The 20175-nt window shown below is 64.7% G+C and carries 19 protein-coding genes; 6 read left to right on the top strand and 13 right to left on the bottom strand.

Going from position 1 to position 20175, the window contains the following annotated elements; genetic code table 11:
* Nucleotides 1-150: 150 nt before the first annotated feature.
* Both putA and CDO35_RS01900 read right to left on the bottom strand, forming a co-directional pair.
* Nucleotides 151-4086 carry a trifunctional transcriptional regulator/proline dehydrogenase/L-glutamate gamma-semialdehyde dehydrogenase gene (gene putA / locus CDO35_RS01905; protein WP_099522320.1) on the bottom strand — a complete coding sequence of 1312 codons (3936 nt, stop codon included), beginning with the start codon at nucleotides 4084-4086 and terminating at the stop codon, nucleotides 151-153.
* 468 nt (nucleotides 4087-4554) lie between these two features.
* On the bottom strand, nucleotides 4555-5445 hold the full coding sequence (locus CDO35_RS01900; RefSeq protein WP_099522319.1) for a LysR family transcriptional regulator: 891 nt from the start codon (nucleotides 5443-5445) through the stop codon (nucleotides 4555-4557).
* A 96-nt stretch (nucleotides 5446-5541) separates the two neighbouring features.
* On the opposite strand from CDO35_RS01900, the gene CDO35_RS01895 reads away from it, so the two are divergent.
* Nucleotides 5542-6105: a lipocalin-like domain-containing protein gene (locus CDO35_RS01895; protein WP_099522318.1), complete on the top strand. Its 564-nt coding sequence runs from the start codon at nucleotides 5542-5544 to the stop codon at nucleotides 6103-6105.
* A gap of 27 nt (nucleotides 6106-6132) precedes the next feature.
* On the opposite strand, the gene CDO35_RS01890 is transcribed toward CDO35_RS01895, so the two are convergent.
* The 5 genes from CDO35_RS01890 to CDO35_RS01870 all read right to left on the bottom strand — a co-directional run bounded on the left by CDO35_RS01890 (nucleotide 6133) and on the right by CDO35_RS01870 (nucleotide 8732).
* Nucleotides 6133-6360, bottom strand: coding sequence for a DUF2790 domain-containing protein (locus CDO35_RS01890; RefSeq protein ID WP_099522317.1), 228 nt, complete (start codon nucleotides 6358-6360; stop codon nucleotides 6133-6135).
* A gap of 86 nt (nucleotides 6361-6446) precedes the next feature.
* Nucleotides 6447-6629, bottom strand: a complete 183-nt coding sequence (locus CDO35_RS01885; RefSeq protein ID WP_099522316.1) for a hypothetical protein — start codon at nucleotides 6627-6629, stop codon at nucleotides 6447-6449.
* 90 nt (nucleotides 6630-6719) lie between these two features.
* Nucleotides 6720-7676, bottom strand: coding sequence for a LysR family transcriptional regulator (locus CDO35_RS01880; RefSeq protein ID WP_099522315.1), 957 nt, complete (start codon nucleotides 7674-7676; stop codon nucleotides 6720-6722).
* A gap of 40 nt (nucleotides 7677-7716) precedes the next feature.
* On the bottom strand, nucleotides 7717-8319 hold the full coding sequence (locus tag CDO35_RS01875; protein ID WP_099522314.1) for a LysE/ArgO family amino acid transporter: 603 nt from the start codon (nucleotides 8317-8319) through the stop codon (nucleotides 7717-7719).
* Nucleotides 8319-8732, bottom strand: a complete 414-nt coding sequence (locus tag CDO35_RS01870; protein ID WP_099522313.1) for an ACT domain-containing protein — start codon at nucleotides 8730-8732, stop codon at nucleotides 8319-8321. The genes CDO35_RS01875 and CDO35_RS01870 overlap by 1 nt, the downstream gene beginning before the upstream one ends.
* A 94-nt stretch (nucleotides 8733-8826) precedes the next feature.
* Here CDO35_RS01870 and CDO35_RS01865 point away from each other — a divergent pair, with 94 nt between their 5' ends.
* Nucleotides 8827-9723: a LysR family transcriptional regulator ArgP gene (locus tag CDO35_RS01865; RefSeq protein WP_099522312.1), complete on the top strand. Its 897-nt coding sequence runs from the start codon at nucleotides 8827-8829 to the stop codon at nucleotides 9721-9723.
* Nucleotides 9724-9824: 101 nt separating this feature from the next.
* A complete protein-coding gene (locus CDO35_RS01860) occupies nucleotides 9825-10823 on the top strand; it encodes an NAD-dependent epimerase/dehydratase family protein (RefSeq protein WP_099522311.1) in 999 nt (332 codons plus the stop codon).
* On the opposite strand, the gene CDO35_RS01855 is transcribed toward CDO35_RS01860, so the two are convergent.
* A complete protein-coding gene (locus CDO35_RS01855) occupies nucleotides 10814-11101 on the bottom strand; it encodes a hypothetical protein (protein WP_099522310.1) in 288 nt (95 codons plus the stop codon). The genes CDO35_RS01860 and CDO35_RS01855 overlap by 10 nt on opposite strands.
* A 359-nt stretch (nucleotides 11102-11460) precedes the next feature.
* On the opposite strand from CDO35_RS01855, the gene CDO35_RS01850 reads away from it, so the two are divergent.
* Complete coding sequence (locus CDO35_RS01850; RefSeq protein WP_099522309.1) at nucleotides 11461-12309, top strand: ATPase; 849 nt, start codon at nucleotides 11461-11463, stop codon at nucleotides 12307-12309.
* Between the two features lie 111 nt (nucleotides 12310-12420).
* On the opposite strand, the gene CDO35_RS01845 is transcribed toward CDO35_RS01850, so the two are convergent.
* Nucleotides 12421-13470, bottom strand: a complete 1050-nt coding sequence (locus CDO35_RS01845; protein WP_099522308.1) for an alkene reductase — start codon at nucleotides 13468-13470, stop codon at nucleotides 12421-12423.
* 27 nt (nucleotides 13471-13497) lie between these two features.
* Nucleotides 13498-13800, bottom strand: a complete 303-nt coding sequence (locus tag CDO35_RS01840) for an ArsR/SmtB family transcription factor (RefSeq protein WP_099522956.1) — start codon at nucleotides 13798-13800, stop codon at nucleotides 13498-13500.
* Between the two features lie 126 nt (nucleotides 13801-13926).
* Between CDO35_RS01840 and CDO35_RS01835 the strand changes: the two genes are divergently transcribed.
* On the top strand, nucleotides 13927-14511 hold the full coding sequence (locus tag CDO35_RS01835; protein WP_099522307.1) for an acyl carrier protein phosphodiesterase: 585 nt from the start codon (nucleotides 13927-13929) through the stop codon (nucleotides 14509-14511).
* Nucleotides 14512-14692: 181 nt separating this feature from the next.
* Here CDO35_RS01835 and CDO35_RS01830 read toward each other — a convergent pair whose 3' ends face one another.
* Nucleotides 14693-17410, bottom strand: a complete 2718-nt coding sequence (locus CDO35_RS01830) for a cation-transporting P-type ATPase (protein ID WP_099522306.1) — start codon at nucleotides 17408-17410, stop codon at nucleotides 14693-14695.
* A 176-nt stretch (nucleotides 17411-17586) separates the two neighbouring features.
* Between CDO35_RS01830 and CDO35_RS01825 the strand changes: the two genes are divergently transcribed.
* The gene (locus tag CDO35_RS01825; RefSeq protein ID WP_099522305.1) at nucleotides 17587-18435 is read left to right on the top strand and encodes a universal stress protein; all 849 of its coding nucleotides are present in this window, start codon (nucleotides 17587-17589) and stop codon (nucleotides 18433-18435) included.
* Here the strand turns inward: CDO35_RS01825 and CDO35_RS01820 are convergent.
* On the bottom strand, nucleotides 18432-19208 hold the full coding sequence (locus CDO35_RS01820; RefSeq protein ID WP_099522955.1) for a lysophospholipid acyltransferase family protein: 777 nt from the start codon (nucleotides 19206-19208) through the stop codon (nucleotides 18432-18434). The genes CDO35_RS01825 and CDO35_RS01820 overlap by 4 nt on opposite strands.
* A gap of 108 nt (nucleotides 19209-19316) precedes the next feature.
* Nucleotides 19317-20048 carry an L-ornithine N(alpha)-acyltransferase gene (gene olsB, locus CDO35_RS01815; RefSeq protein ID WP_099522304.1) on the bottom strand — a complete coding sequence of 244 codons (732 nt, stop codon included), beginning with the start codon at nucleotides 20046-20048 and terminating at the stop codon, nucleotides 19317-19319.
* Nucleotides 20049-20175: the final 127 nt, after the last annotated feature.

The following is a 20175-nucleotide window of genomic DNA, read 5'->3' as shown; positions in this document are numbered from 1 at the left end:
ACGCGCCGGCCGGATAGGCTGGCGCAGACCCGAAGGTCAAAGGGAGGAGCATGACGCCGGGCGGGTAGCCCCTGCAGGCAGTTGCGTCATGTGGTTACAGCATGCCGCGGAAAGCTTTCATCCAGCTTTCCGCGGTGTTATCGGCTGCGATCAGCCGATGGTCATCAGGCTGGCGTTGCCGCCAGCCGCAGCGGTGTTGACGCTCAGAGCGTGTTCCACCAGCAGACGTTCCAGAGCGATGTCGGTCTCGCCCTTGTTCAGGCCATGTACGCCGACGATGGCGCCCTTGCGCTGCGCTGCCTGCTCGCTGACTGCGCGCAGCTGGTCGGAGTCGCCGTGGTGCAGGATGGCGTCCAGCTCCACGTCGACGCTGTTCCAGTCGGTCACCAGCTGGATGTGCTTCTGCACCTCCTTCGGCAGTTCGCTGTACAGCGCGCGCTGGCTCTCCAGCCAGATGGCCTGGCTGCCGACGGCCAGGGTGGCAGCAAACTGAGCCAGCAGATCACCGCGCTCGTCGGCCAGGTTCAGCACGTGCTCACGCGGCAGCAGGGTGTAGCTGTTGCGCTCGCCGGTCGGGCCGGTCAGCGTGTGCGCGCTGTAGCTCTGCGACAGGTCGCGGTACTGCTCGAACAGCGCGGCGATGGCTGGCTCCTGCTTGGCTGCCCATTCGGCGAAGGCGGCGCGAACCTTGTCCAGCGCGGTTGGTGCCGGTAGGGCCTGCACCTCGGCCTGCTGCAGATACTGGGCGACGGCCTCCTGGGGACGGGTCGACAGCAGGCGGAACAGGTACAGCGGGCCACCGGCTTTCGGGCCGGTACCGGACAGGCCTTCGCCACCGAATGGCTGCACGCCGACCACGGCGCCAACCATGTTGCGGTTGACGTACAGGTTACCGACCTTGGCGGTGCCGACCACCTGGGCGATGGTCTCGTCGATGCGCGTGTGCACGCCGAGGGTCAGGCCGTAGCCGCTGTCGTTGATCTGCTGCAGCAGCTTGCCCAGGTCCGCGCGCTGGTAGCGCACCACGTGCAGTACCGGGCCGAAGATCTCGCGCTTCATCTCGTCGAAGCTATCCAGCTCGATCAGGGTCGGCACGACGAAGGTGCCGCGCTTGATCTCCTCACCGTTGACGCGCGCCAGTTGAGTGACCTTGCGGCCTTTCTCGCGCAGCTTGGCGATGTGGGTGTCGATGCCGGCCTTGGCTTCGGCGTCGATCACCGGGCCAATGTCGGTGTTCAGACGCTCCGGGTTGCCCAGGCTGTATTCGGCCATGGCGCCCTTGAGCATGGTCAGCACACGGTCGGCTACGTCGTCCTGCACGCACAGCACGCGCAGCGCCGAGCAGCGCTGGCCGGCGCTGTCGAAGGCGGAAGCGACCACGTCCATCACCACCTGCTCGGTCAGTGCCGAGGAGTCGACGATCATGGCGTTGAGGCCGCCGGTTTCGGCGATCAGCGGGATGGTGCGGCCCTGAGCATCCAGGCGACCGGCGATGTTGCGCTGAAGGATGCCGGCCACTTCGGTGGAGCCAGTGAACATCACCCCGCGCACGCGCTCGTCACCCACCAGGCGCGCACCGACGGTTTCGCCACGACCCGGCAGCAGTTGTACGGCGCCAGCCGGTACGCCGGCCTCGAGCAGAATACGCACGGCTTGCGCAGCGATCAGCGGCGTCTGTTCCGCCGGTTTGGCCAGCACGGTGTTGCCGGCGGCCAGTGCAGCGGCCACCTGGCCACTGAAGATCGCCAGGGGAAAGTTCCACGGGCTGATGCACACCACCGGGCCCAGCGGGCGGTGGCTGTCGTTGCCGAAGCTGCGCGCCTGGATTGCGTAGTAACGGAGGAAGTCCACCGCCTCGCGCACTTCGGCGATGGCGTTGGCGAAGGTCTTGCCGGACTCTCGCACCAGCAGGCCCATCAGTTGCTGCAGCTCGGCTTCCATCAGGTCGGCGGCGCGCTCCAGCACGGCGGCGCGCTCGGCGGGACGGGTGGACTGCCAGATCTGCCCGCTGGCCAGGGCGCAGAGGATGGCGCTGTCGACGTCAGCCATGCTGGCTTCGCGTACGTGGCCGACCAGATCACGATGGTCGGCCGGGTTGCGCACTGGCTCCGGCTCGCCCGGGTTAGCACTATCGCAACCGAGCATCGGCTCGGCCAGGTAGCTCTGGTTGACGGTCGACAGCAGCGCCGAGGACAGCGAGCCGAGACGGTGTTCGTTGGCCAGATCCAGGCCCGACGAGTTGACCCGCTCTTTGCCGTACAGGTCGCGCGGCATCGGGATGCGCGGATGCGGTAGACCAATGGTGCCTTCCTGCGCGGCCATCTGCTCGACCTGCAGCACCGGGTCGAGCACCAGATCCTTCAGCGAGATGCTATGGTCGGCGATGCGGTTGACGAAGCTGGTGTTGGCGCCGTTTTCCAGCAGGCGGCGCACTAGATAGGCGAGCAGGGTTTCATGGCTGCCGACTGGGGCGTAGATGCGGCACGGACGGTTCAGCTTGCCGTCGGCGATCTTGCCGACCACTTGCTCGTACAGCGGCTCGCCCATGCCGTGCAGGCACTGGAACTCGTACTGGCCCGGGTAGTAGTTCTGCCCGGCCAGGTGGTAGATGGCCGACAGCGAGTGGGCGTTGTGGGTGGCGAACTGCGGGTAGATGGCTTCCGGCGCGGCCAGCAGTTTGCGTGCGCAGGCGATGTAGGACACGTCGGTGTACGGCTTGCGTGTGTACACCGGGTAGCCTTCCAGGCCGTTGACTTGGGCCAGCTTGATCTCGCTGTCCCAGTAGGCGCCTTTCACCAGGCGGATCATCAGGCGGTGGCGGCTGCGCTTGGCCAGGTCGATGACGTAGTCGATCACGTACGGGCAGCGCTTCTGGTAGGCCTGGATGACGAAGCCGATGCCGTTCCAGCCGGCCAGCGATGGCTCGAAGCACAGGCGCTCAAGCAGATCCAGCGACAGCTCCAGGCGGTCGGCTTCCTCGGCGTCGATGTTGATGCCGATGTCGTACTGCTTGGCCAGTTGGGTCAGGCCCAGCAGGGTCGGGTACAGCTCGTCCATCACGCGCTCGTACTGGGCGCGGCTGTAACGCGGGTGCAGGGCGGACAGCTTGATCGAGATGCCCGGGCCTTCGTAGATGCCGCGACCGTGCGAGGCCTTGCCGATGGCGTGGATGGCCTGCTCGTAGGAGGCCAGGTAACGCTTGGCGTCTTCTTCGGTCAGCGCGGCCTCACCGAGCATGTCGTAGGAATAGCGGAAGCCCTTGGCTTCCAGGTTGGAGGCGTTGGCCAGGGCTTCGGCGATGGTTTCGCCGGTGACGAACTGCTCGCCCATCAGGCGCATGGCCATGTCCACGCCCTTGCGGATCACTGGCTCGCCGCTCTTGCCGATGATGCGGTTGAGCGCCGAGGTCATGCCGGCTTCGGTGTGGGTCGACACCAGCTTGCCGGTGATCAGCAGGCCCCAGCTCGCCGCGTTGACGAACATCGACGGGCTCTGGCCGAGGTGCTGGCTCCAGTTGCCGTTGGCGATCTTGTCGCGGATCAGCGCGTCACGGGTGGCCTTGTCGGGGATGCGCAGCAGGGCTTCGGCCAGGCACATCAGCGCTACGCCTTCCTGCGACGACAGCGAGAACTCCTGCAGCAGCCCCTGCACCAGGCCTTGACGACCGCTGGCGTTCTTCTGGTTGCGCAGCTTTTCGGCGATGCCCAGGGCCAGCTTCTGCGAGGCCTCGGCCTGCTCCGGGTTCAGGCGCGCCTGCTCCAGCAGCATCGGTACCACTTCGGTTTCCGGGCGGCGATAGGCGCTGGTGATGGCGGCGCGCAGGACGGATTGCGGGAGGATGCTTTCGGCGAAATCGAGGAACACCTGCAGACCTTGCTCGGTAAGCGACTCCAGCGCCTCTTCACCGGCGGCAGCGGCCAGGCCGGCATGCTCGGCGGGCGTCAGGCCACTCTCGACTTGCTCCAGATAATTGAAGATCGCCTGCTTGATCATCCAGTGCGGCGTGCGGTCGATCTGCGCGGCGGCCTTTTTCAGGCGTTCACGGGTGGCATCGTCGAGTTTTACGCCAAGAGTGGTAGTAGCCATGGGGAGTCCTACTTATTGTCAGGTTATGCACGGTAAAAACTGCCGGAGCAGTTTTTGACGTCGCTTGCGACGGCCCGAAGCGGTGCCGCCATGAATGGCGGGCAACAAAAAAGCTGCGGGAGATTAAACCCGCTTCGGTGCTTGGTGCAACTAGGTGCAACCAATTAGCTCGGCATCCCGACGGACGTTCATTTCGTCCTCGTGTCTGCCGCTGTAGCGCCTGAATATGGCGGTTTCAGGGCATGAATGCATTTCGCAGCGTGGACGTTGGCGCGCTAGCACGCGCTCGTGTTATCCAGCGTACCGATGCGCTGCGTCATCATGGTGCAACCTTGGTGATACCCCTGTGCGGGTGCTCCGCGCCGGGACGGTCAAGGCGTCGATCACGATCGCGACTGAGTTACACCTGTTCAGCATAGACCGCGGGATTGCAGCAGTGTGGCTCCCGGTCGTCGGAAGCGGGCTGCGCTATCCCTGCTCGCGGAGGATGGCGATGAACGCCTGCAGTGGCGCTGGAACGTGGCGATAGCTGGAGTAGTAGAGGCACAGGCCGGGGCATGGTGGTGTCCAGTCTTCGAGAAGTAGCACCAGCTTGCCGCTCTCCAGCGCCTGGCGAGCGAAGGCCTGGGGGACGTAGGCGATGCCCTGGCCGGCGCAGGCCGCTTCGACCAGCAGGTCGTTATCGTCCAGGCTCAATGCGCCTGGTACGTCGAGCGCGAGGTGCTGCGTGCCGCGCTCGAACTCCCAGCGATAGCGCTTGCCGCTGGGCATGCGCTGGCGGATGCAGCGATGAACGCGCAGCTCGTCAGGTGTGCCAGGACGCCCAAAGGTGGCGAGATAGGTGGGTGAGGCCACGGTGACGAAGCGCACCTCGCCGCCGAAGGGCACCGCCACCATGTCTTGAGGGACTGACTCGGCCAGGCGCGCGCCGGCGTCGAAGCCCTCGGCGACGATATCCACCAGCCTGCCCTCGCTGACCAGGTCGAGCTCCACATGGGGATGGCGTTGCAGGAACGTCGGCACCACATGTTCCAGCAGCCAGCGCGCGCCGCCCTTGCTGGCGTTGATGCGTAAGGTGCCGGCGAGCTCGTCGGGGCCATGGCTGACGGCATCCAGTGCGTCGTCCAGATCCTGGAGTAATGGCGTCAGGCGCTGCAGCAGGTGTTCTCCTGCCTCCGTCACGGCAACGCTGCGGGTGGTGCGGTGTAGCAGGCGAACCCCCAGGCGTTGTTCAAGCCCCTTGATGGCGTGACTGAGAGAGGAGCGTGATACCCCTAAGGCGTCGGCAGCCTTCTGGAAACTGCGCTGCTGAGCGACCTGAATGAAGGCCTTGAGATCAGCGAGGCTGGCGTTGTTCATTGGTGAGTATTCTTCACGAAGGTGTTCGTATTGGTGCGTCTTATCATAGCTTGACCCGCGCCATACCATCGGTTGCATCGTTAGAGGAGATGACTGATGAAAAGCGAATCGAATACCCGCGCCTGTCTCTGGATCGATCTGCTGCAGTGGCGCCGTCACTTGTCGCGGCCGTTACTGGTGGTCGGCTTGCTGGCGCTGAGCTTGAACGCCACGGCTCGCGAGTCCGAGGCTCACGCTGCCAACCAGGTGGTTGGCACCTGGCGTATGGTTTCCGCCACCCTGGAGGCAGATGGAAAAGTCGAGCGTCCGTACGGTGAAAACCCGCAGGGCATGCTGGTGTTCACGCCTGATATGCACTTCGTCGAAGTGCTGACCGACGGCGATACGCCGCGTTTTGCATCCGACGCGCGCGGCGGCGGCAGCGACGAGGAGAATCGAAGTGCCATGGCGTCGAGCATTGGCTTCTTTGGCACTTACAGTGTCGACGAGCAGGGACGGTTCGCCGGCAACCGGGTTGAGGGCGCCACCTTTCCCAATTGGGTTGGCGGTGTCCGGACGACGAAGGAGTTGCAGCTGAGGGTCGAGGGCGATCGGATGTACGAGACCTTCACGCGCCCGGGTGGCGGGCGCTTCAGTGCCGAATTCGTGCGCGCCAAGTAAGACCGGGATGTGTGGTGATTGCGGTGGTCAGTAGCGGCAGTTTTCGCCGATACGTTGGTAGATAAGCGTGTGCTGTTCGCCCTTGGAGTCCAGGTAGACCATGCGGGCTTCACCCGCTTCGCAGCCTTGCGGCAGGATCTGGCTGATGACCTTGGCAATGTCCAGGTGCATGCCGTAGTGGTAGTGCTCGGGCGTTTCGGCATGTGCCAGGGTTGCGGCGCAGCCGAAAGCGAGCAGGCAGGCGATACGTTTCATGATGGCCTCGATGCGGGAAAAAGGGCCGTTTCAGCGGCCCGAGGGGCACCGGTCAGGAGCGTGGCCGGCGCCAGGTAAGCTCTGGTTCAACCGTGCTGATCGCTGTTCTGCGTGCTCGCGGTTTGTGCCTGCTGAATGGCTGTGGCGTGCGGCTGTTGCTGGTGGGCCTGCTGATGAGCGACGAAGGCCGCCGACTCTTCGGCGAAGCAGGCTTGGGCGGCCAGCAGGGTGGAAAGGGACAGGACAGTGGCAGTGAGAAGGTTCTTCATTGGGGCGATCCTCTTGGGATTCTTCGTGGGTTCGAGGTCATCCTAGTGAGGCATCGAGGTCGGAAAAAGCGCGCTTTGAGTGAATGACCATTACCTTTCGCGCAACAATTTCTCCGGGCTTGCCCAGTGTTGTGCGTCGTCCAGCACCGCTTCGTCGCCAAGCAGTAACGGCGGCAGTTCGGCCTTGAGAAACTCTACCCAGGTGCGCGTCTTGGCATCGAGAAAGCGTCGCGATGGATACATCGCATAGATGTTCAGTGCGCGTAGCCGGTGCTGCGGCAGGATGCGCAGCAGGCGCCCTTCACGCAGCGGCTGGCTGGCGACGAAGGAGGGTAGCAGGCAGAAACCCATGCCGGCCTGGGCTGCCTTGACCAAGGCCTCGGCGACGTTGACCTGGAAGCATTCGGCCGGCAGCGCCTCCAACTGGTCGTCACCGAAATCCCATTGACCGCGATACAGCGGGTCGGTCAGGCGCAGGTGACGATGTCGTTGCAGGTCAGCCGGGTGTTCGGGAATGCCGTATTGAGCCAGATAGCTGGGCGCCGCGCAGATGACGCTGTGGATTGCGCCCAGGCGTTGCGCAACCAGTTGCGAGTCAGGCAGGTCGCGGGCGAAGGCGATGGTCACGTCATGGCCGTCTTCGAGCAGGTCTGGAGTGCGCTGGGCCAGGGTCAGTTCCACCACGACCTGAGGATGATGTTCGGCATAGCGGGCAATCAGCGGGGTGATGTGCTGCAGGCCGAGACCGGTCATGGTGTGCACGCGCAGGCGACCGCTGGGGGTGCGGTGCGCGCCACGTGCTTCGGCGTCGGCTTCGTCGATCTGGCCGAGAATCTGCCGGCAGCGCTCGAGGTAACGCTCACCGGTCTCGGTTAGCGCCAGGCGCCGCGTGGTGCGCTGCAGCAGGCGTGCCTCGAGGTGTTGCTCGAGATCAGCGATCAGTCGCGACACCTGCGCGGTGGACAGATTCAGTGCTTGGGCCGCGGCAGTGAAGCTGCCGCGCTCGACCACCTGAACGAATACGCGCATACCATGCAAGGTATCCATTGTTGCTCCTGGCGTAATTAGCCCGGCGCATTATGCGTGATTACAGCGCGCCGAGAATCAACTGCGCCGCCACTGCGAACATCATCGCCGCTACGCCGAGGTCGATCAGGCGCCAGGTCAGTGGCCTGGCCAGCCAGGGCGCAAGCCAGGCGGCGCCAAGTGCCAGTGTGGCAAACCAGAGAAAGGAGGCGCTGGCAGCTCCTGCGGCATAGGCGCCAGGTTCTGGTTGCTGGGCGCCGAGCGAGCCGATCAGCAGCACGGTATCCAGATAGACATGCGGGTTGAGCAGGGTGACCGCCAGTGCTGCGAGCAGCACCGCGCGCAGCGAGCGCGGTTCGCTACCTGCCGCTTGCAGTGATTGCGGGCGCGCAGCGCGCAGCAGCGCCTGGCTGCCGTACCAAAGCAGGAAGGCAGCACCGCCCCAGCGAGCGATGGCCAGCAAGGTCGGGCTCTGCGCCAGCAGGGTGGCCAGGCCGAACACGCCAGCGGCCACCAGCAGGGCGTCGCAGACGATACACAGGGCGGCCACCGGCAGATGGTGTTCGCGGCGCAGGCTCTGCGCCAGGACGAAGGCGTTCTGCGCGCCGATGGCCATGATCAGGCCGATGGCCACCAACAGGCCGTTGCTATAGCTCTGCCACATCATGCTGACTCCGGTATGGACGCCGCCGACAAGGCGCGCAAGGTGGACAGCGCCTGCTCGGCGCGCTCGCTGGGCACGAAGATATGGTCGTGATGAAAGCCGGCGACCACGTTGCAACTGATTCCCGCCTGCGCCAGGGCGGCAGAGAAGGATGCTGTGAGGCCCACGGCAGCCAGCGACGAATGCACCTCAAGGGTGATCCAGGCAGCGACGTAGTCGTAGTGCAGGCCATGGGCGTCGGCGACTTCGCGCGGTAACACCAGGCTCAGGCCTTCGGTTTCGCGCAGGCTGGCGATGGGCTGCAGGCCGCTGCAGTCATGCTCGGTCGGGACGCAGCAGAACACGTACTGACCTGGATTGAGCCGCGGCGTCATGCTCTGCAGCAGGCGCGCGAGGTTGGTTTCGCCGGACATGGCAGGCTCCTGATTGGATTGAATGCTGGCGAGTCTGCTGCGTGCGGATGTATAAGAGAAACCAATATTACTGATCGCTCATTAGGAAAATCGATTGTTCGATTACAAACTTCTCGCTGCGCTGGCGGCGGTGGTGGAGCAGGCTGGCTTCGAACGTGCCGCGCAGGTGCTGGGGCTGTCGCAGTCGGCGGTATCGCAGCGCATCAAGTTGCTCGAAGCACGGGTCGGCCAGCCGGTGCTGGTGCGCGCGACGCCCCCGGCGCCAACCGAAACCGGCCGACGTCTGCTTAATCACGTGCAGCAGGTGCGCCTGCTCGAGCGCGACCTGCAGGGCCAGGTGCCGGGGCTGGACGAGCAGGCCTTGCCCGAGCGCCTGCGCATCGCCATCAACGCCGACAGCCTGGCGACCTGGTGGGCGACGGCGACATCCGAGTTCTGCGCCGCCCAGCAAGTGCTGATGGAGCTGGTGGTGGAAGATCAGGAAGTGGGTCTCAAGCGCATGCGCGCCGGTGAGGTGGCCGGTTGCGTGTGTGCTGCCGAGCGCCCGGTGGCGGGTGCGCGCAGTCTGGCGCTGGGCGCGATGCGTTATCGCGCGCTGGCCAGCCCGGCCTTCATTGCTCGGCATTTTGCCGCTGGCGTCAGCGCCGAAACCCTGGCGCGGGCACCGGCCATCGTCTACGGCCCGGATGATCAGTTGCAGCATCGCTACCTGGCGAGCCTCGGTGTCATGGGTGCCTTCGCCTATCACCTGTGCCCCTCGTCCGAAGGGTTCGTGCGCCTGACCGAAGGCGGCCTCGGCTGGGGCCTGGTGCCGGAGTTGCAGGTGCGAGAAGAGCTGGCCAGCGGCAGGCTGGTGGACCTGGTGCCCGAGCGCTGCATCGATGTGCCGTTGTATTGGCACCACTGGCGCAATGGCGGCGAATTGCTCGGCGAACTGACTGAGCAACTGCGTCGTCACTCCGCGTCGGTGCTGGTGCCGTTGCACCCGTGAGCGGCCCGCCGGGTCGTCGTTATGGCCGCCGCCGACAGCGCGCTGTGACGATGGCACTGCTAGAGTGCGGCAACTACAAGAATCAAGGGTAGGGGATGACGATGAAGATTCTGGTCACTGGCGCGAGTGGCTTCATCGGTGGGCGCTTCGCTCGTTTTGCGCTCGAGCAAGGGCTGGCCGTGCGGGTCAACGGCCGTCGCGCCGAGGGCGTGCAGCACCTGATCAAGCGCGGTGCCGAGTTCGTTCAGGGCGATCTCGGTGATGCCGAGTTGGCCCAGACGCTGTGCCAGGATGTCGAGGCGGTGGTGCACTGCGCCGGCGCGGTCGGCGTATGGGGCGATTACGCGCATTTTCATCAGGCCAACGTCACGGTCACCGAGAATATCGTCGACGCCTGCCTCAAGCAGAAGGTCCAGCGCCTGGTGCATCTGTCCTCGCCGTCGATCTATTTCGATGGCAAGTCCCATGTCGATATCCGCGAGGAGCAGGTGCCCAAACGCTTCTCCGATCACTACGGCAAGACCAAGTACCTGGCCGAACAACAGGTGTTCGCCGCGCAGGAATTCGGCCTGGAGGTGATCGCCCTGCGTCCGCGCTTCGTCACCGGCGCGGGCGATACCAGCATCTTCCCGCGCTTGATCGGTATGCAACGCAAGGGTCGTCTGGCGATCATCGGCAATGGTCTGAACAAGGTCGACTTCACCAACGTGCACAACCTCAACGATGCTTTGCTCAGCTCGTTGCAGGTGGGCGGAGCGGCGCTTGGTCAGGTGTACAACATCAGCAATGGCGCGCCGGTGCCGCTGTGGGACGTGGTCAATTATGTGTTGCGTCGCCTGGAGCTGCCGCCGGTGACGCGGCATGTGCCGTTCCCGCTGGCCTATGCTGCGGCGACGCTCAACGAAGGCGTGTGCCGGGTACTGCCCGGGCGGCCAGAGCCAAGTCTGTTTCGCCTCGGCGTGGCGGTGATGGCCAGGGATTTTTCCCTGAACATCGATCGCGCCCGCGAGTACCTTGGCTACGAGCCCCGGGCCAGCCTGTGGGATGCACTGGATGAGTTCTGCACCTGGTGGCAGGCGCAGATGGGGCCTCAGGCGTAGATGCGCTGGCCGCGATAGACGCGTACCGAGCCGGTTGGCGTGCCGACCGGTAGCTCGACTGCGGCCAGTGGCGTCACTGTTGCACGCTGCGGTTGATCGGACAGTTCGGCCAGACGTTGGCCGAGGCGGCGGGTTTCTTCATCGTCGGATTTCAGGCTGCCATCAAGCATGGCGATGACCGCGTTGGGCTGGCTCATGCGAATATCCACGTCCTGCTCTTCGCGTAGACGGCGACGCAGTGCTTTCATGCAGTCCAGTACTTCTTTGTTCAGTTCCATTGCCACTTCCCCCGATTGGTTGAAGGATCACGGGCTTCGGCGTTCCACGCCTTCCGCGATCTGAGCAGCCTCTTCCCAGCGGCTGTAACACGAACTTGTGCTGTATTGCTTTGCAGAACTTCTCAGGCCGCCTGCTGGCTCGTTAGCGACGCTCTATCGGCGCGTTCACGACAGGATCAAAAGCAAACTGCGTACCAGTTCATGTTTTGCGGAACTGCTGGGCTGCAGGCGAGTCGATGGCCCTGTCGCGCCCTTCGTCGGTGCATCGCGCACCTGCTTGGCGCGACGCTGATGGTGTAATGGCGAATCGGTATACTGCGCGGCATTTCTGTTTATTCGTTCCAACCATAGGTCCGACCATGCGCAACGACGCCAACGACGAACTCGACAATCTGCCCAGCCTGACCCCGGAGCGCCGCGAGGAGTTTGCCGAGCCGCGCGAGGAGCCAGCGCCGCGCAGCAGCCGCGCTACCAGCAGCAAGGCTCCAGTAGCCAAGGGCGCCAGTACCGGGCCGCTGTGGGCGCTGGTTGGTGCACTGAGTTTCGCTCTGGCTGGACTGGGCTGGTGGAGCCTGCAGCAGATCGGCCTGATGGAGCAGCGTCTGGTGGCGACCCAGGAGAGCTTCGCGCGCATCAGCGAGGAGGCGGCAGGACGCATTCAGGATATTTCCGGCAAGGTGGTGGCGACCGAATCCAACGTCACCAGCGGTAGCGAGGCGCTCAAGCTGCAGGTCAAGCAGCTGGAAACGCGTCTGGCCGAGCTGGGCAAGCAGCAACAGCAGAGTGCCACGGCGCAAGCCGCGCTGGACAAGCGCGTCGAGCAGTTGGGCACAGAGCTAAAAAGCGGCATCGGCGCCAGCGCCGATTTCGACAAGCGTCTGCAGGCGCTCTCTACCGAGCAGGCGACGTTGAAGTCCGCGCAAGGCGATGCCAAGGCCACCCAGGCTGAGCTGGCCAAGCTCGATACCCGTATCAAGGCTCTCGGCGGCGATATCGAGACGCTGAAAAAGCAGGGTAATCCGGCGCAATCCATTCGCAGCTTGGAGCAGGATCTGCTGGTGCTGCGCAGTGAGCTGGAAAATCGCCCGGCTCCTAGTGCTGGCCCCAACGTCGCCGAATTCGATGCCTTCCGCGCGCAGATGACGCGCAATATCAATACGCTGCAGAGCCAGGTGGTGAATCTGCAGCAGCAGATCAATCAGCGCTAAGGCACTTCTCTAAATGAACAAGCCCCGCAATGCGGGGCTTGTTCATTTATTGGTCGCGGCTAAAGCCCCTCCCACGGGGTATCGCTTGCGGGAGGTGCTTAAGCTGCGATCTTACAGACGCGGATAGTCGATATAACCGACCGGGCCGGAACCGTAGAAGGTTTCCGGGTGCGGCTCGTTCAGTGCGGCGTTCTGCTCCAGGCGCTGCGGCAGGTCCGGGTTGGCGATGAAGGGGATGCCGAAGGCCACGGCATCGGCATTGCCTTCTGCCAGCCAGGCATTGGCCTGATCCTTGGTGAAGCGCTCGTTGGCGATAAACACGCCGCCGAATTCCTTCTTCAGTTGCGGTGTCAGGCTGTCGTCGCCGGATTTCTCACGGGCGCAGATGAAGGCGATGCCACGTTTGCCCAGTTCACGGGCGACGTAGCCGAAGGTTTCGGCACGGTTGGCATCGCCCATGTCGTGGGAGTCGGCACGCGGCGCGAGGTGCACGCCGACGCGACCGGCGCCCCACACGGAAATCGCAGCATCGGTCACTTCCAGCAGCAGACGCGCACGGTTTTCGACGCTGCCGCCGTAGCGGTCGGTGCGCTGGTTGGTGCTGCTCTGCAGGAACTGGTCGAGCAGGTAGCCGTTGGCACCGTGGATTTCCACTCCATCGAAACCGGCAGCCATGGCGTTTTCGGCGCCCTGACGATAGGCCTCGACGATGTCGGCGATCTCTTCGGTTTCCAGTGCACGCGGTGTGACGTAGTCCTTGATCGGGCGCACCAGGCTGACATGGCCGGCCGGCTGGATCGCGCTCGGGGCGACCGGCAGCTCGCCGTTCAGGTAGATCGGGTCGGAGATGCGGCCGACGTGCCACAGCTGCAGGACGATCTTGCCGCCGTTGGCGTGTACGGCCTGGGTGACGTTGCTCCAGCCGCGAATCTGCGCATCCGACCAGATGCCGGGGGTGTCCGGGTAGCCCACGCCCATCGGCGTGACAGCGGTGGCTTCGCTGATGATCAGCCCGGCCGAGGCGCGCTGGGTGTAGTACTCGGCCATCAGCGCATTGGGCACACGGCCCTCGTCGGCGCGGCAGCGGGTCAGCGGTGCCATGATGATGCGGTTGTTCAGCTGCAGGTCGCCGATCTGGATGGGGTCGAACAGTGTGGGCATGGTGGTTTCTCCGGAGGAAAGGTCAAATCAGAGTTGCTGGCCGAGGCGCTCGACGAAGACCTGAATCAGCTCGTCGTTGCGCTTGAAGAAGTGCCACTGGCCAACCTTGCGGCTGGTCACCAGACCGGCGCGTTGCAGAGTGGTCAGATGGGCAGAAACGGTGGATTGCGACAGCCCCGTACGCTGAAAGATCTTGCCGGCGCACACGCCGATTTCCAGCGGGTGATCCTGTTCGGCGAAGTTCAGCTCGGGCTCCTTCAGCCAGTCGAGGATGTCGCGGCGTACCGGATGGGCGAGGGCCTTGATGATGGCGTCGAGGTCGATTTCCATGGCGGTGTGGGTCTGTATCGTCATGTGGCGAACCTTATATCGTCTCTGAGCGATATACAGATTGATTGTTCCAATAGTCCTCATCAACGGCTTCGATTGTTCTGCTCACGGCGGTAAGCTCGCGGGATGAACTATCTGGCCCATCTCCATCTTGGTGGCGACGCACCACCGCAGTTGCTTGGCAGCCTCTACGGCGATTTCGTCAAAGGCCCGTTGAACGGGCGCTGGCCGGCGCAAATCGAGGCGGCCATTCGCCTGCACCGGCGCATTGATGCCTTTACTGACAGCCACCCGCTGCAAGCGCGGGCTCGTGCACGTTTTCCGGAGCAGCGGCGGAGAACAGCTGGGATGCTGCTGGATCTGTTCTTCGATCATTGCCTGGCCCGTGACTGGTCGGCGTACGCGTCGCAACCGCTGGATCACTTCACCGGTCGGGTATATCGCGTGCTGGCGGCCGAGCCCGAGTTGCCCGGGCGCCTGGCACTGATGGCACCGCGCATGGCCGCGCAGGACTGGCTCGGCAGCTACCGCGAGTTCGCGGTGCTGGAGCAGGTGATTGCCGGTATGCAGCGGCGCCTCTCCAAACCGCAGTTGCTCGACGGCAGCCTGGCCGAGCTGGAGCGGTTGTACGAGCCGCTCAGTGAGGACTTCAGTGCCTTCTACCCCGAACTGATGGCTTTTGCCGAGGCCGAACTGAACGCATCGGGGTAGAGGCGGTGCGCGCAGCGCACCCTACGGGTGTTTCCCTGCATCCGTAGGGTGCGCCTTGCGCACCAGCGATTTCGCCGCCTCAACAGTCGCCGCCAAAGCGCCTCCCACCAGGTTTCGCGTGGGGCGCTGTGGGAGGGGCTTCAGCCGCGACGACCATCACTGCAACCTCTCCTCCAGCGGTTCAGGCCGCCTGGGCATGCAGGCCAAAGCGCCGCACCACCCATTTCTCCAGCTTCGCCACGGCGAACAGCGTCAGGCCTGCCAGCAGTACTCGCAACCATTCCTCCAGGCTCAGGCCGACCGAGCCGAATACCCCCTGCAGCGGTGGTGCATAGGTGAACAGCAACTGCAGCACCAGGCAGATGGCGATGGTCACCAGCACCGCGCGATTGCCCAACAGAGCGTCGCGGTTGAGCACCGAGCCGAAGATGCTGCGGCTGTTGAACAGGTAGAAGACCTCGCACATCACCACGGCATTCACTGCGATGGTGCGGGCGCTTTCCAGGCTGTTGCCGAGCTTCAGCTCCCAGAGGAACAGGCCGATGCCCGCGCCGGCAATCAGCAGCGAAACCATTACCACGCGCCAGACGAAGAAGCCTGATAGCAGGGGCTCGTTCGGCGCACGTGGGGCGCGCTGCATCAAACCGCGTTCGCTGGGTTCGAAGGCCAGCGCCAGGCCCAGGGTGCTGGAGGTGACCATGTTGATCCACAGCACCTGCGCCGGCGTCAGTGGCAGCACCACCTGGAACAGAATGGCGAAGATCACGATCAGTGACTGGCCGCCATTGGTCGGAAGGGAAAACAAGATGAATTTCTTCAGGTTGTCGTAGATCGCCCGACCTTCGCGCACGGCCCCGGCGATGGTGGCGAAGTTGTCGTCGGCCAGCACTACTTCGGCTGCTTCCTTGGCCGCTTCGGTGCCCTTGTTGCCCATCGCCACGCCGACGTCGGCGCGCTTCAGGGCCGGTGCGTCGTTGACGCCGTCGCCGGTCATGGCCACGACCTCGCCGCTGTCCTGCATGGCCTGCACCAGGCGCAGTTTGTGCTCGGGGCTGGCGCGGGCGAATACCTCGACGCCGGGCAACACCTCGCGCAGGCGGCGGTCATCGAGCAGTTCCAGCTCGGCGCCGGTCATCGCCGGCAGGCCGACGCCGATGCCCAGTTGCGCACCAATGGCGCGGGCCGTCTCGGCATGGTCGCCAGTGATCATCTCTACCCGGATGCCGGCTCGCTGGCATTCGGCGACGGCGGCGATGGCCTCCTCGCGTGGCGGGTCGATGATGCCGACCAGCGCGAGCAGAGTCAGCCCGTCTTCGACGTCGTCGAAGCTCAGATTGCGTTGCTCGGTCGGTGCCGTTTTGCTGGCCATGGCCAGCAGGCGTAGGCCACGGGCAGCCAGATCGGTGGCCTGGCGTCGCCAGTAGTCGGCATCCAGAGCCGTGTTAGCGCCGTCGGCGCTGCGCTGGCTGGCGCACATTTCCAGCACGCGCTCGGGGGCGCCCTTGAGGTAGACCAGGCCATGGCCTGCGTGGTCATGGTGCAGGGTGGCCATGAAACGGTGTTCGGACTCGAACGGAATCGCGTCACTGCGGGGCAATTGTGTGCGCAGCGACTGGATATCGAGACCACTTTTCAGCGCCAGGGTCAGCAGCGCGCCTTCGGTCGGGTCGCCATGTAGTTGCCAGTGGCCGGCGGCGTCCTGTTGCAGGCGGGCGTCGTTGCACAGCTGGGCGGCACGGGCGATCTCCAGCAGTTCGGTGTCGGGCTCAAGCAGCTTGCCGTCCTGGTGAAAGGCGCCTTCCGGGGCGTAACCGACACCGGAGACATCGAGGATGCGGCTGGCGCTGACCACGCGTTGCACGGTCATTTCGTTGCGGGTCAGGGTGCCGGTCTTGTCCGAGCAGATCACCGTCACCGAACCCAGGGTTTCCACCGCCGGCAGGCGGCGGACGATGGCATTGTGGCTGGCCATGCGCTGTACGCCGAGGGCGAGGATCACCGTCATGATCGCCGGCAGACCCTCGGGGATGGCCGAGGCGGTCAGCGCCACCACCATCATGAACATCTCCCCCGGATTCTGGCCGTGCCAGAGGATGCCGAGGATGAAGGTGGCCAAGGCCAGGATCAGGATGATCACCGCCAGCCAGCGGCTGAACTGTTCGATCTGTCGCAGCAGCGGCGTGGACAACGCCTGCACCTGCTGCAGCATCGCGCCGATTCGGCCGAGTTCGGTGTCGGCGCCGCTGGCCACCACCACGCCGCTGGCCTGGCCGCTACTGACCAGCGTGCCCGAGTAAGCCATGCAGCGGCGGTCGCCGAGCGGGGCATCGGCGTTGCAGTGCGCCACGGATTTTTCCACCGGCACCGATTCGCCGGTCAGCGCCGCTTCTTCCACCAGCAGGTTCTTCACGCTGATCAGGCGCAGGTCGGCCGGCACCTTGTCGCCGGATACCAGCAACACGATGTCGCCGGGCACCAGGCGCTCGGCATCGATTTCATGGCGTTCACCGCCACGCAGCACCATGGCGTGGGGCGAGAGCATGCTGCGGATGGCGTCCAGCGCGTTCTCCGCCTTGCCTTCCTGGATGAAGCCGATGATCACGTTGATCAGCACGGCGGCGAGGATCACCGAGGTATCGACCCAATGGCCGAGCAGGGCGGTGATCAGCGCTGCGACCAGCATCATGTAGAGCAGCACGTTGTGGAACTGATAGAGCAGGCGCAGTAGCGGCCCACGGCGTTGCGGCGGCGGCAGGCGGTTGGCGCCGTAGCGCTGCAGGCGCTGCTCGGCTTCCTCCTGGCTGAGGCCGCTGGCACTGCTGCGCTGCTCGTCGAGCGCTTGTTGTGCAGTCAAACCGTGCCAGGCGTGGTCACTATGTTGTGAGGTGGGATTGCCCATGGGGCGCGTCTCCTTGGTTGGGCCGGCTGCGCCTGTCGATGGCCGACGGCCGGCGCACGCCGCAGTCCTTACTAACCTAGACCGCTTTAGCGCGTCGGACCTGACCTGCATCAAGGAGTACGAGGTCGCGAGGCGCTTGAATGTAACGCGGTGTTAAACCCATGGAGGAACACGAGATGATCAAGATTCTGGTAGCGACCGATCTGTCCGAACGTTCGGCGCACGCGGTACAGCGCGCCGTGCAATTGATCCGCCGCCAAGGTGGTGGCGAATGGGCCCTGCTGCACGTGATCGATGACGATGCGCCGGCTGCGCACGTGCAACGTCAAGTGCAACAGGCGGAAACCCTGTTGCAGGCGCAGGCCGAACGCCTCGGCGAGCAGGCGGGCAGTGTGCCGCGGGTGATCGTGGGCACTGGCGAGGCCGCCTCGGTCATTGTCGAAAGCGCGCAAGGCATGGGCGCCGACCTGCTGGTGGTGGGCGCGCATCGCAAGTCGGCACTGCGTGACTTCTTCGTCGGCACGACGCTCGAGAGGGTGGTACGCAGCAGTCATCTGCCGGTGCTGCGGGTCAATGGTCCGGTGACCCATGAATACCGTCATGCGTTGCTGGCGATGGACCTCTCGCGCACCTCGCAGCAAGCCCTGAACCGGGTGCGTGAGCTGGGTCTGGCGAGTCTCGACGAGCTGCATGTGGCCAGCGCGGTCGAGCCGGTCGTGGCGGGCGCGATGATGGAGGCGGGTATCAGCGCCGAGGTGCTGGAGAATCAGCGCGAGCTGCAGCGTCAGCAACTGGTGGAGCGCCTCAGTGCAGTCGGCGTGAGCCTGAGTCACGAGCGTCTGCTGGTGCAGATCGGCTCGCCGGAAGGGGTGATCGGCGAAGCCTTGCGTCAGGCTGGTGCGGACCTGCTGGTGCTCGGCACCCATGCCCGCGAAGGGGCGTCGCGTTTCTTCCTGGGCAGCGTTGCCAGTCGCTTGCTGGCCTCGCTCGACAGCGACGCCTTGATCGTACCGCCGGCTGGCTAGGCGGCTGCGGCCGGTTGCGCTTCGGTTATATCCAACTGCAAGGCGCTGGCGATTATGGCCTGGCTGTGCCGGGCCAGTTCGTTGCGGCTGCGTGATTCGCTGGGGATCGGCGCGAGCAGACGGATCTCGACCTCGCAGGCCGAGCTGGAGAGCAGGCGCAGCAGGTGCGAGAGCATGTCGTCGTCGCCCACGAACGGCGCCACCGGGCAGGGTTGGCCATCGCGCAAATAACGGATGGCCACCGGTTGCAGCGCCACGCCGCTGTCGATGGCGCTACTCAGCAGACGACCGTGAAAGGTGCGCAGGGCCAGTCCGTCAGTGGTGGTGCCTTCGGGAAAGATCAGCAGGTGATGGCCCTGCTGCAGGTGGCGGGTGAGCTGCTGGCTCACCTGGCTGCTGTCGCCTGCACCGCGGCGGATGAACAGCGTGCCACCCTTGTGCGCCAGCCAGCCGGCCAGCGGCCAGCCGCGTACTTCCGCCTTGGACAGAAAGGACAGCGGCTGAAGAGCGCCCAGCAGCGGAATGTCGGTCCATGACACGTGGTTGGCGACCCACAGCATCGGTTGCGTGGGCAGCTCGCCCTCCACCCGTACGCGAAACGGCAGGGCGCCGCCCAGGCGTGCCAGGAACCAGCGGGTCAGACGTTGGCGCAGCGGCATCAGGTCGTGCCGCACCACGCGTTCGAACAGGCTGACGATGCCGGCCAGCAGGGCGCCGAAGGCGATTACCAGGGCCAGATGAAAGAGGCGCAGGGACAGACGCAGTTTGGCCATCGAGGCCTCCGCTTGAGGACGAGTGCCAGCATTATCCACGGGCAGCGCCATTTGGCCATTATCGTGATTCATGCCGGCCTGTAGGGGCGAGCTCCTACAGGCCGGGTTTCAGACCGCCGCCTTGAAGTGCCGAGCGTAGCGTGGGCACAGCTCGTCGCGCTTGAGCAGGATGAACACGTCGGCCACCTGGAAATCCTTGTCCCAGCAGGGTTCACCGCAGATCTTCGCGCCCAGTCGCATGTAGGCCTTGAGCAGCGGCGGCATTTCGGCGATGACGTTGCCCGGTAGGTCCAGCTGCGGCAGCGGGTGTTTCGGTTCGGCACGCAGGTGCTCGGTGCACAGGTAGCGTTCACGCAGGCGCTGCATGACTGCATGCGCCTGGATGCCGCCGTCCTGCATGGAGATGCTGGCGCAGCCCATCAGGTAGCGGTAGCCGCCTTCGTTGAGCACCTCGGCCAGCTCGCCCCAGAGCACGGCGATGGTGGCGCCGTTGCGGTAGGCGACATCGACGCAGGTGCGGCCGATCTCCAGCACTGGGCCTTCGAGACCGGCAAGGCCGTGCAGGGCGAATTCTTCTTCGCTGTAGTAGCGGCCAAGGCCGGCAGCCGCCTGATGGTCGAGCAGGCGGGTAGTGGCCACCAGCTCGCCGCTTTCCAGGTCACGTACGCCGATATGGCGGCAGTGAATGTCGTAGTCGTCCATGTCCAGACCCAGTTCGGCGCCGTTGAGCTTGGCGTCGAATTCCGCGCTGAACACGCGGTAGCGCAGGGCCTGCGCTTCACGCAGGGCGGCGGGGCCTTGCAGGCGTTCGGCCTGCAGTCGGCGAGCGGTTTGAGTCATGCCAGATCCTCCGTGTGCCGGCTGGATGCTTGCAGCCGGTCGATCTTGTTGGGCAAGCTCAGGCTAGGTAGCTGCGGTGTCACCACCGTGAAGCTTTTTTGATGCTTATGTGACGGCGGCTCAGTTG

Source organism: Pseudomonas sediminis (assembly GCF_002741105.1).
Lineage (GTDB): Bacteria > Pseudomonadota > Gammaproteobacteria > Pseudomonadales > Pseudomonadaceae > Aquipseudomonas > Aquipseudomonas sediminis.
This window is presented reverse-complemented; position numbering and strand designations above follow the sequence as displayed.

What these genes read in the sequence shown, in the direction of transcription:
- CDO35_RS01875 (WP_099522314.1), bottom strand. Translation starts at nt 8,319, where the DNA reads ATGTGGCAGAGCTATAGCAACGGCCTGTTGGTGGCCATCGGCCTGATC.
- CDO35_RS01840 (WP_099522956.1), bottom strand. Translation starts at nt 13,800, where the DNA reads ATGGAAATCGACCTCGACGCCATCATCAAGGCCCTCGCCCATCCGGTA.
- CDO35_RS01890 (WP_099522317.1), bottom strand. Translation starts at nt 6,360, where the DNA reads ATGAAACGTATCGCCTGCCTGCTCGCTTTCGGCTGCGCCGCAACCCTG.
- CDO35_RS01830 (WP_099522306.1), bottom strand. Translation starts at nt 17,410, where the DNA reads ATGGGCAATCCCACCTCACAACATAGTGACCACGCCTGGCACGGTTTG.
- CDO35_RS01825 (WP_099522305.1), top strand. Translation starts at nt 17,587, where the DNA reads ATGATCAAGATTCTGGTAGCGACCGATCTGTCCGAACGTTCGGCGCAC.
- CDO35_RS01820 (WP_099522955.1), bottom strand. Translation starts at nt 19,208, where the DNA reads ATGGCCAAACTGCGTCTGTCCCTGCGCCTCTTTCATCTGGCCCTGGTA.
- CDO35_RS01835 (WP_099522307.1), top strand. Translation starts at nt 13,927, where the DNA reads ATGAACTATCTGGCCCATCTCCATCTTGGTGGCGACGCACCACCGCAG.
- CDO35_RS01895 (WP_099522318.1), top strand. Translation starts at nt 5,542, where the DNA reads ATGAAAAGCGAATCGAATACCCGCGCCTGTCTCTGGATCGATCTGCTG.
- CDO35_RS01855 (WP_099522310.1), bottom strand. Translation starts at nt 11,101, where the DNA reads ATGGAACTGAACAAAGAAGTACTGGACTGCATGAAAGCACTGCGTCGC.
- olsB (WP_099522304.1), bottom strand. Translation starts at nt 20,048, where the DNA reads ATGACTCAAACCGCTCGCCGACTGCAGGCCGAACGCCTGCAAGGCCCC.
- CDO35_RS01860 (WP_099522311.1), top strand. Translation starts at nt 9,825, where the DNA reads ATGAAGATTCTGGTCACTGGCGCGAGTGGCTTCATCGGTGGGCGCTTC.
- CDO35_RS01870 (WP_099522313.1), bottom strand. Translation starts at nt 8,732, where the DNA reads ATGTCCGGCGAAACCAACCTCGCGCGCCTGCTGCAGAGCATGACGCCG.
- CDO35_RS01880 (WP_099522315.1), bottom strand. Translation starts at nt 7,676, where the DNA reads ATGGATACCTTGCATGGTATGCGCGTATTCGTTCAGGTGGTCGAGCGC.
- CDO35_RS01850 (WP_099522309.1), top strand. Translation starts at nt 11,461, where the DNA reads ATGCGCAACGACGCCAACGACGAACTCGACAATCTGCCCAGCCTGACC.
- CDO35_RS01885 (WP_099522316.1), bottom strand. Translation starts at nt 6,629, where the DNA reads ATGAAGAACCTTCTCACTGCCACTGTCCTGTCCCTTTCCACCCTGCTG.
- putA (WP_099522320.1), bottom strand. Translation starts at nt 4,086, where the DNA reads ATGGCTACTACCACTCTTGGCGTAAAACTCGACGATGCCACCCGTGAA.
- CDO35_RS01845 (WP_099522308.1), bottom strand. Translation starts at nt 13,470, where the DNA reads ATGCCCACACTGTTCGACCCCATCCAGATCGGCGACCTGCAGCTGAAC.
- CDO35_RS01900 (WP_099522319.1), bottom strand. Translation starts at nt 5,445, where the DNA reads ATGAACAACGCCAGCCTCGCTGATCTCAAGGCCTTCATTCAGGTCGCT.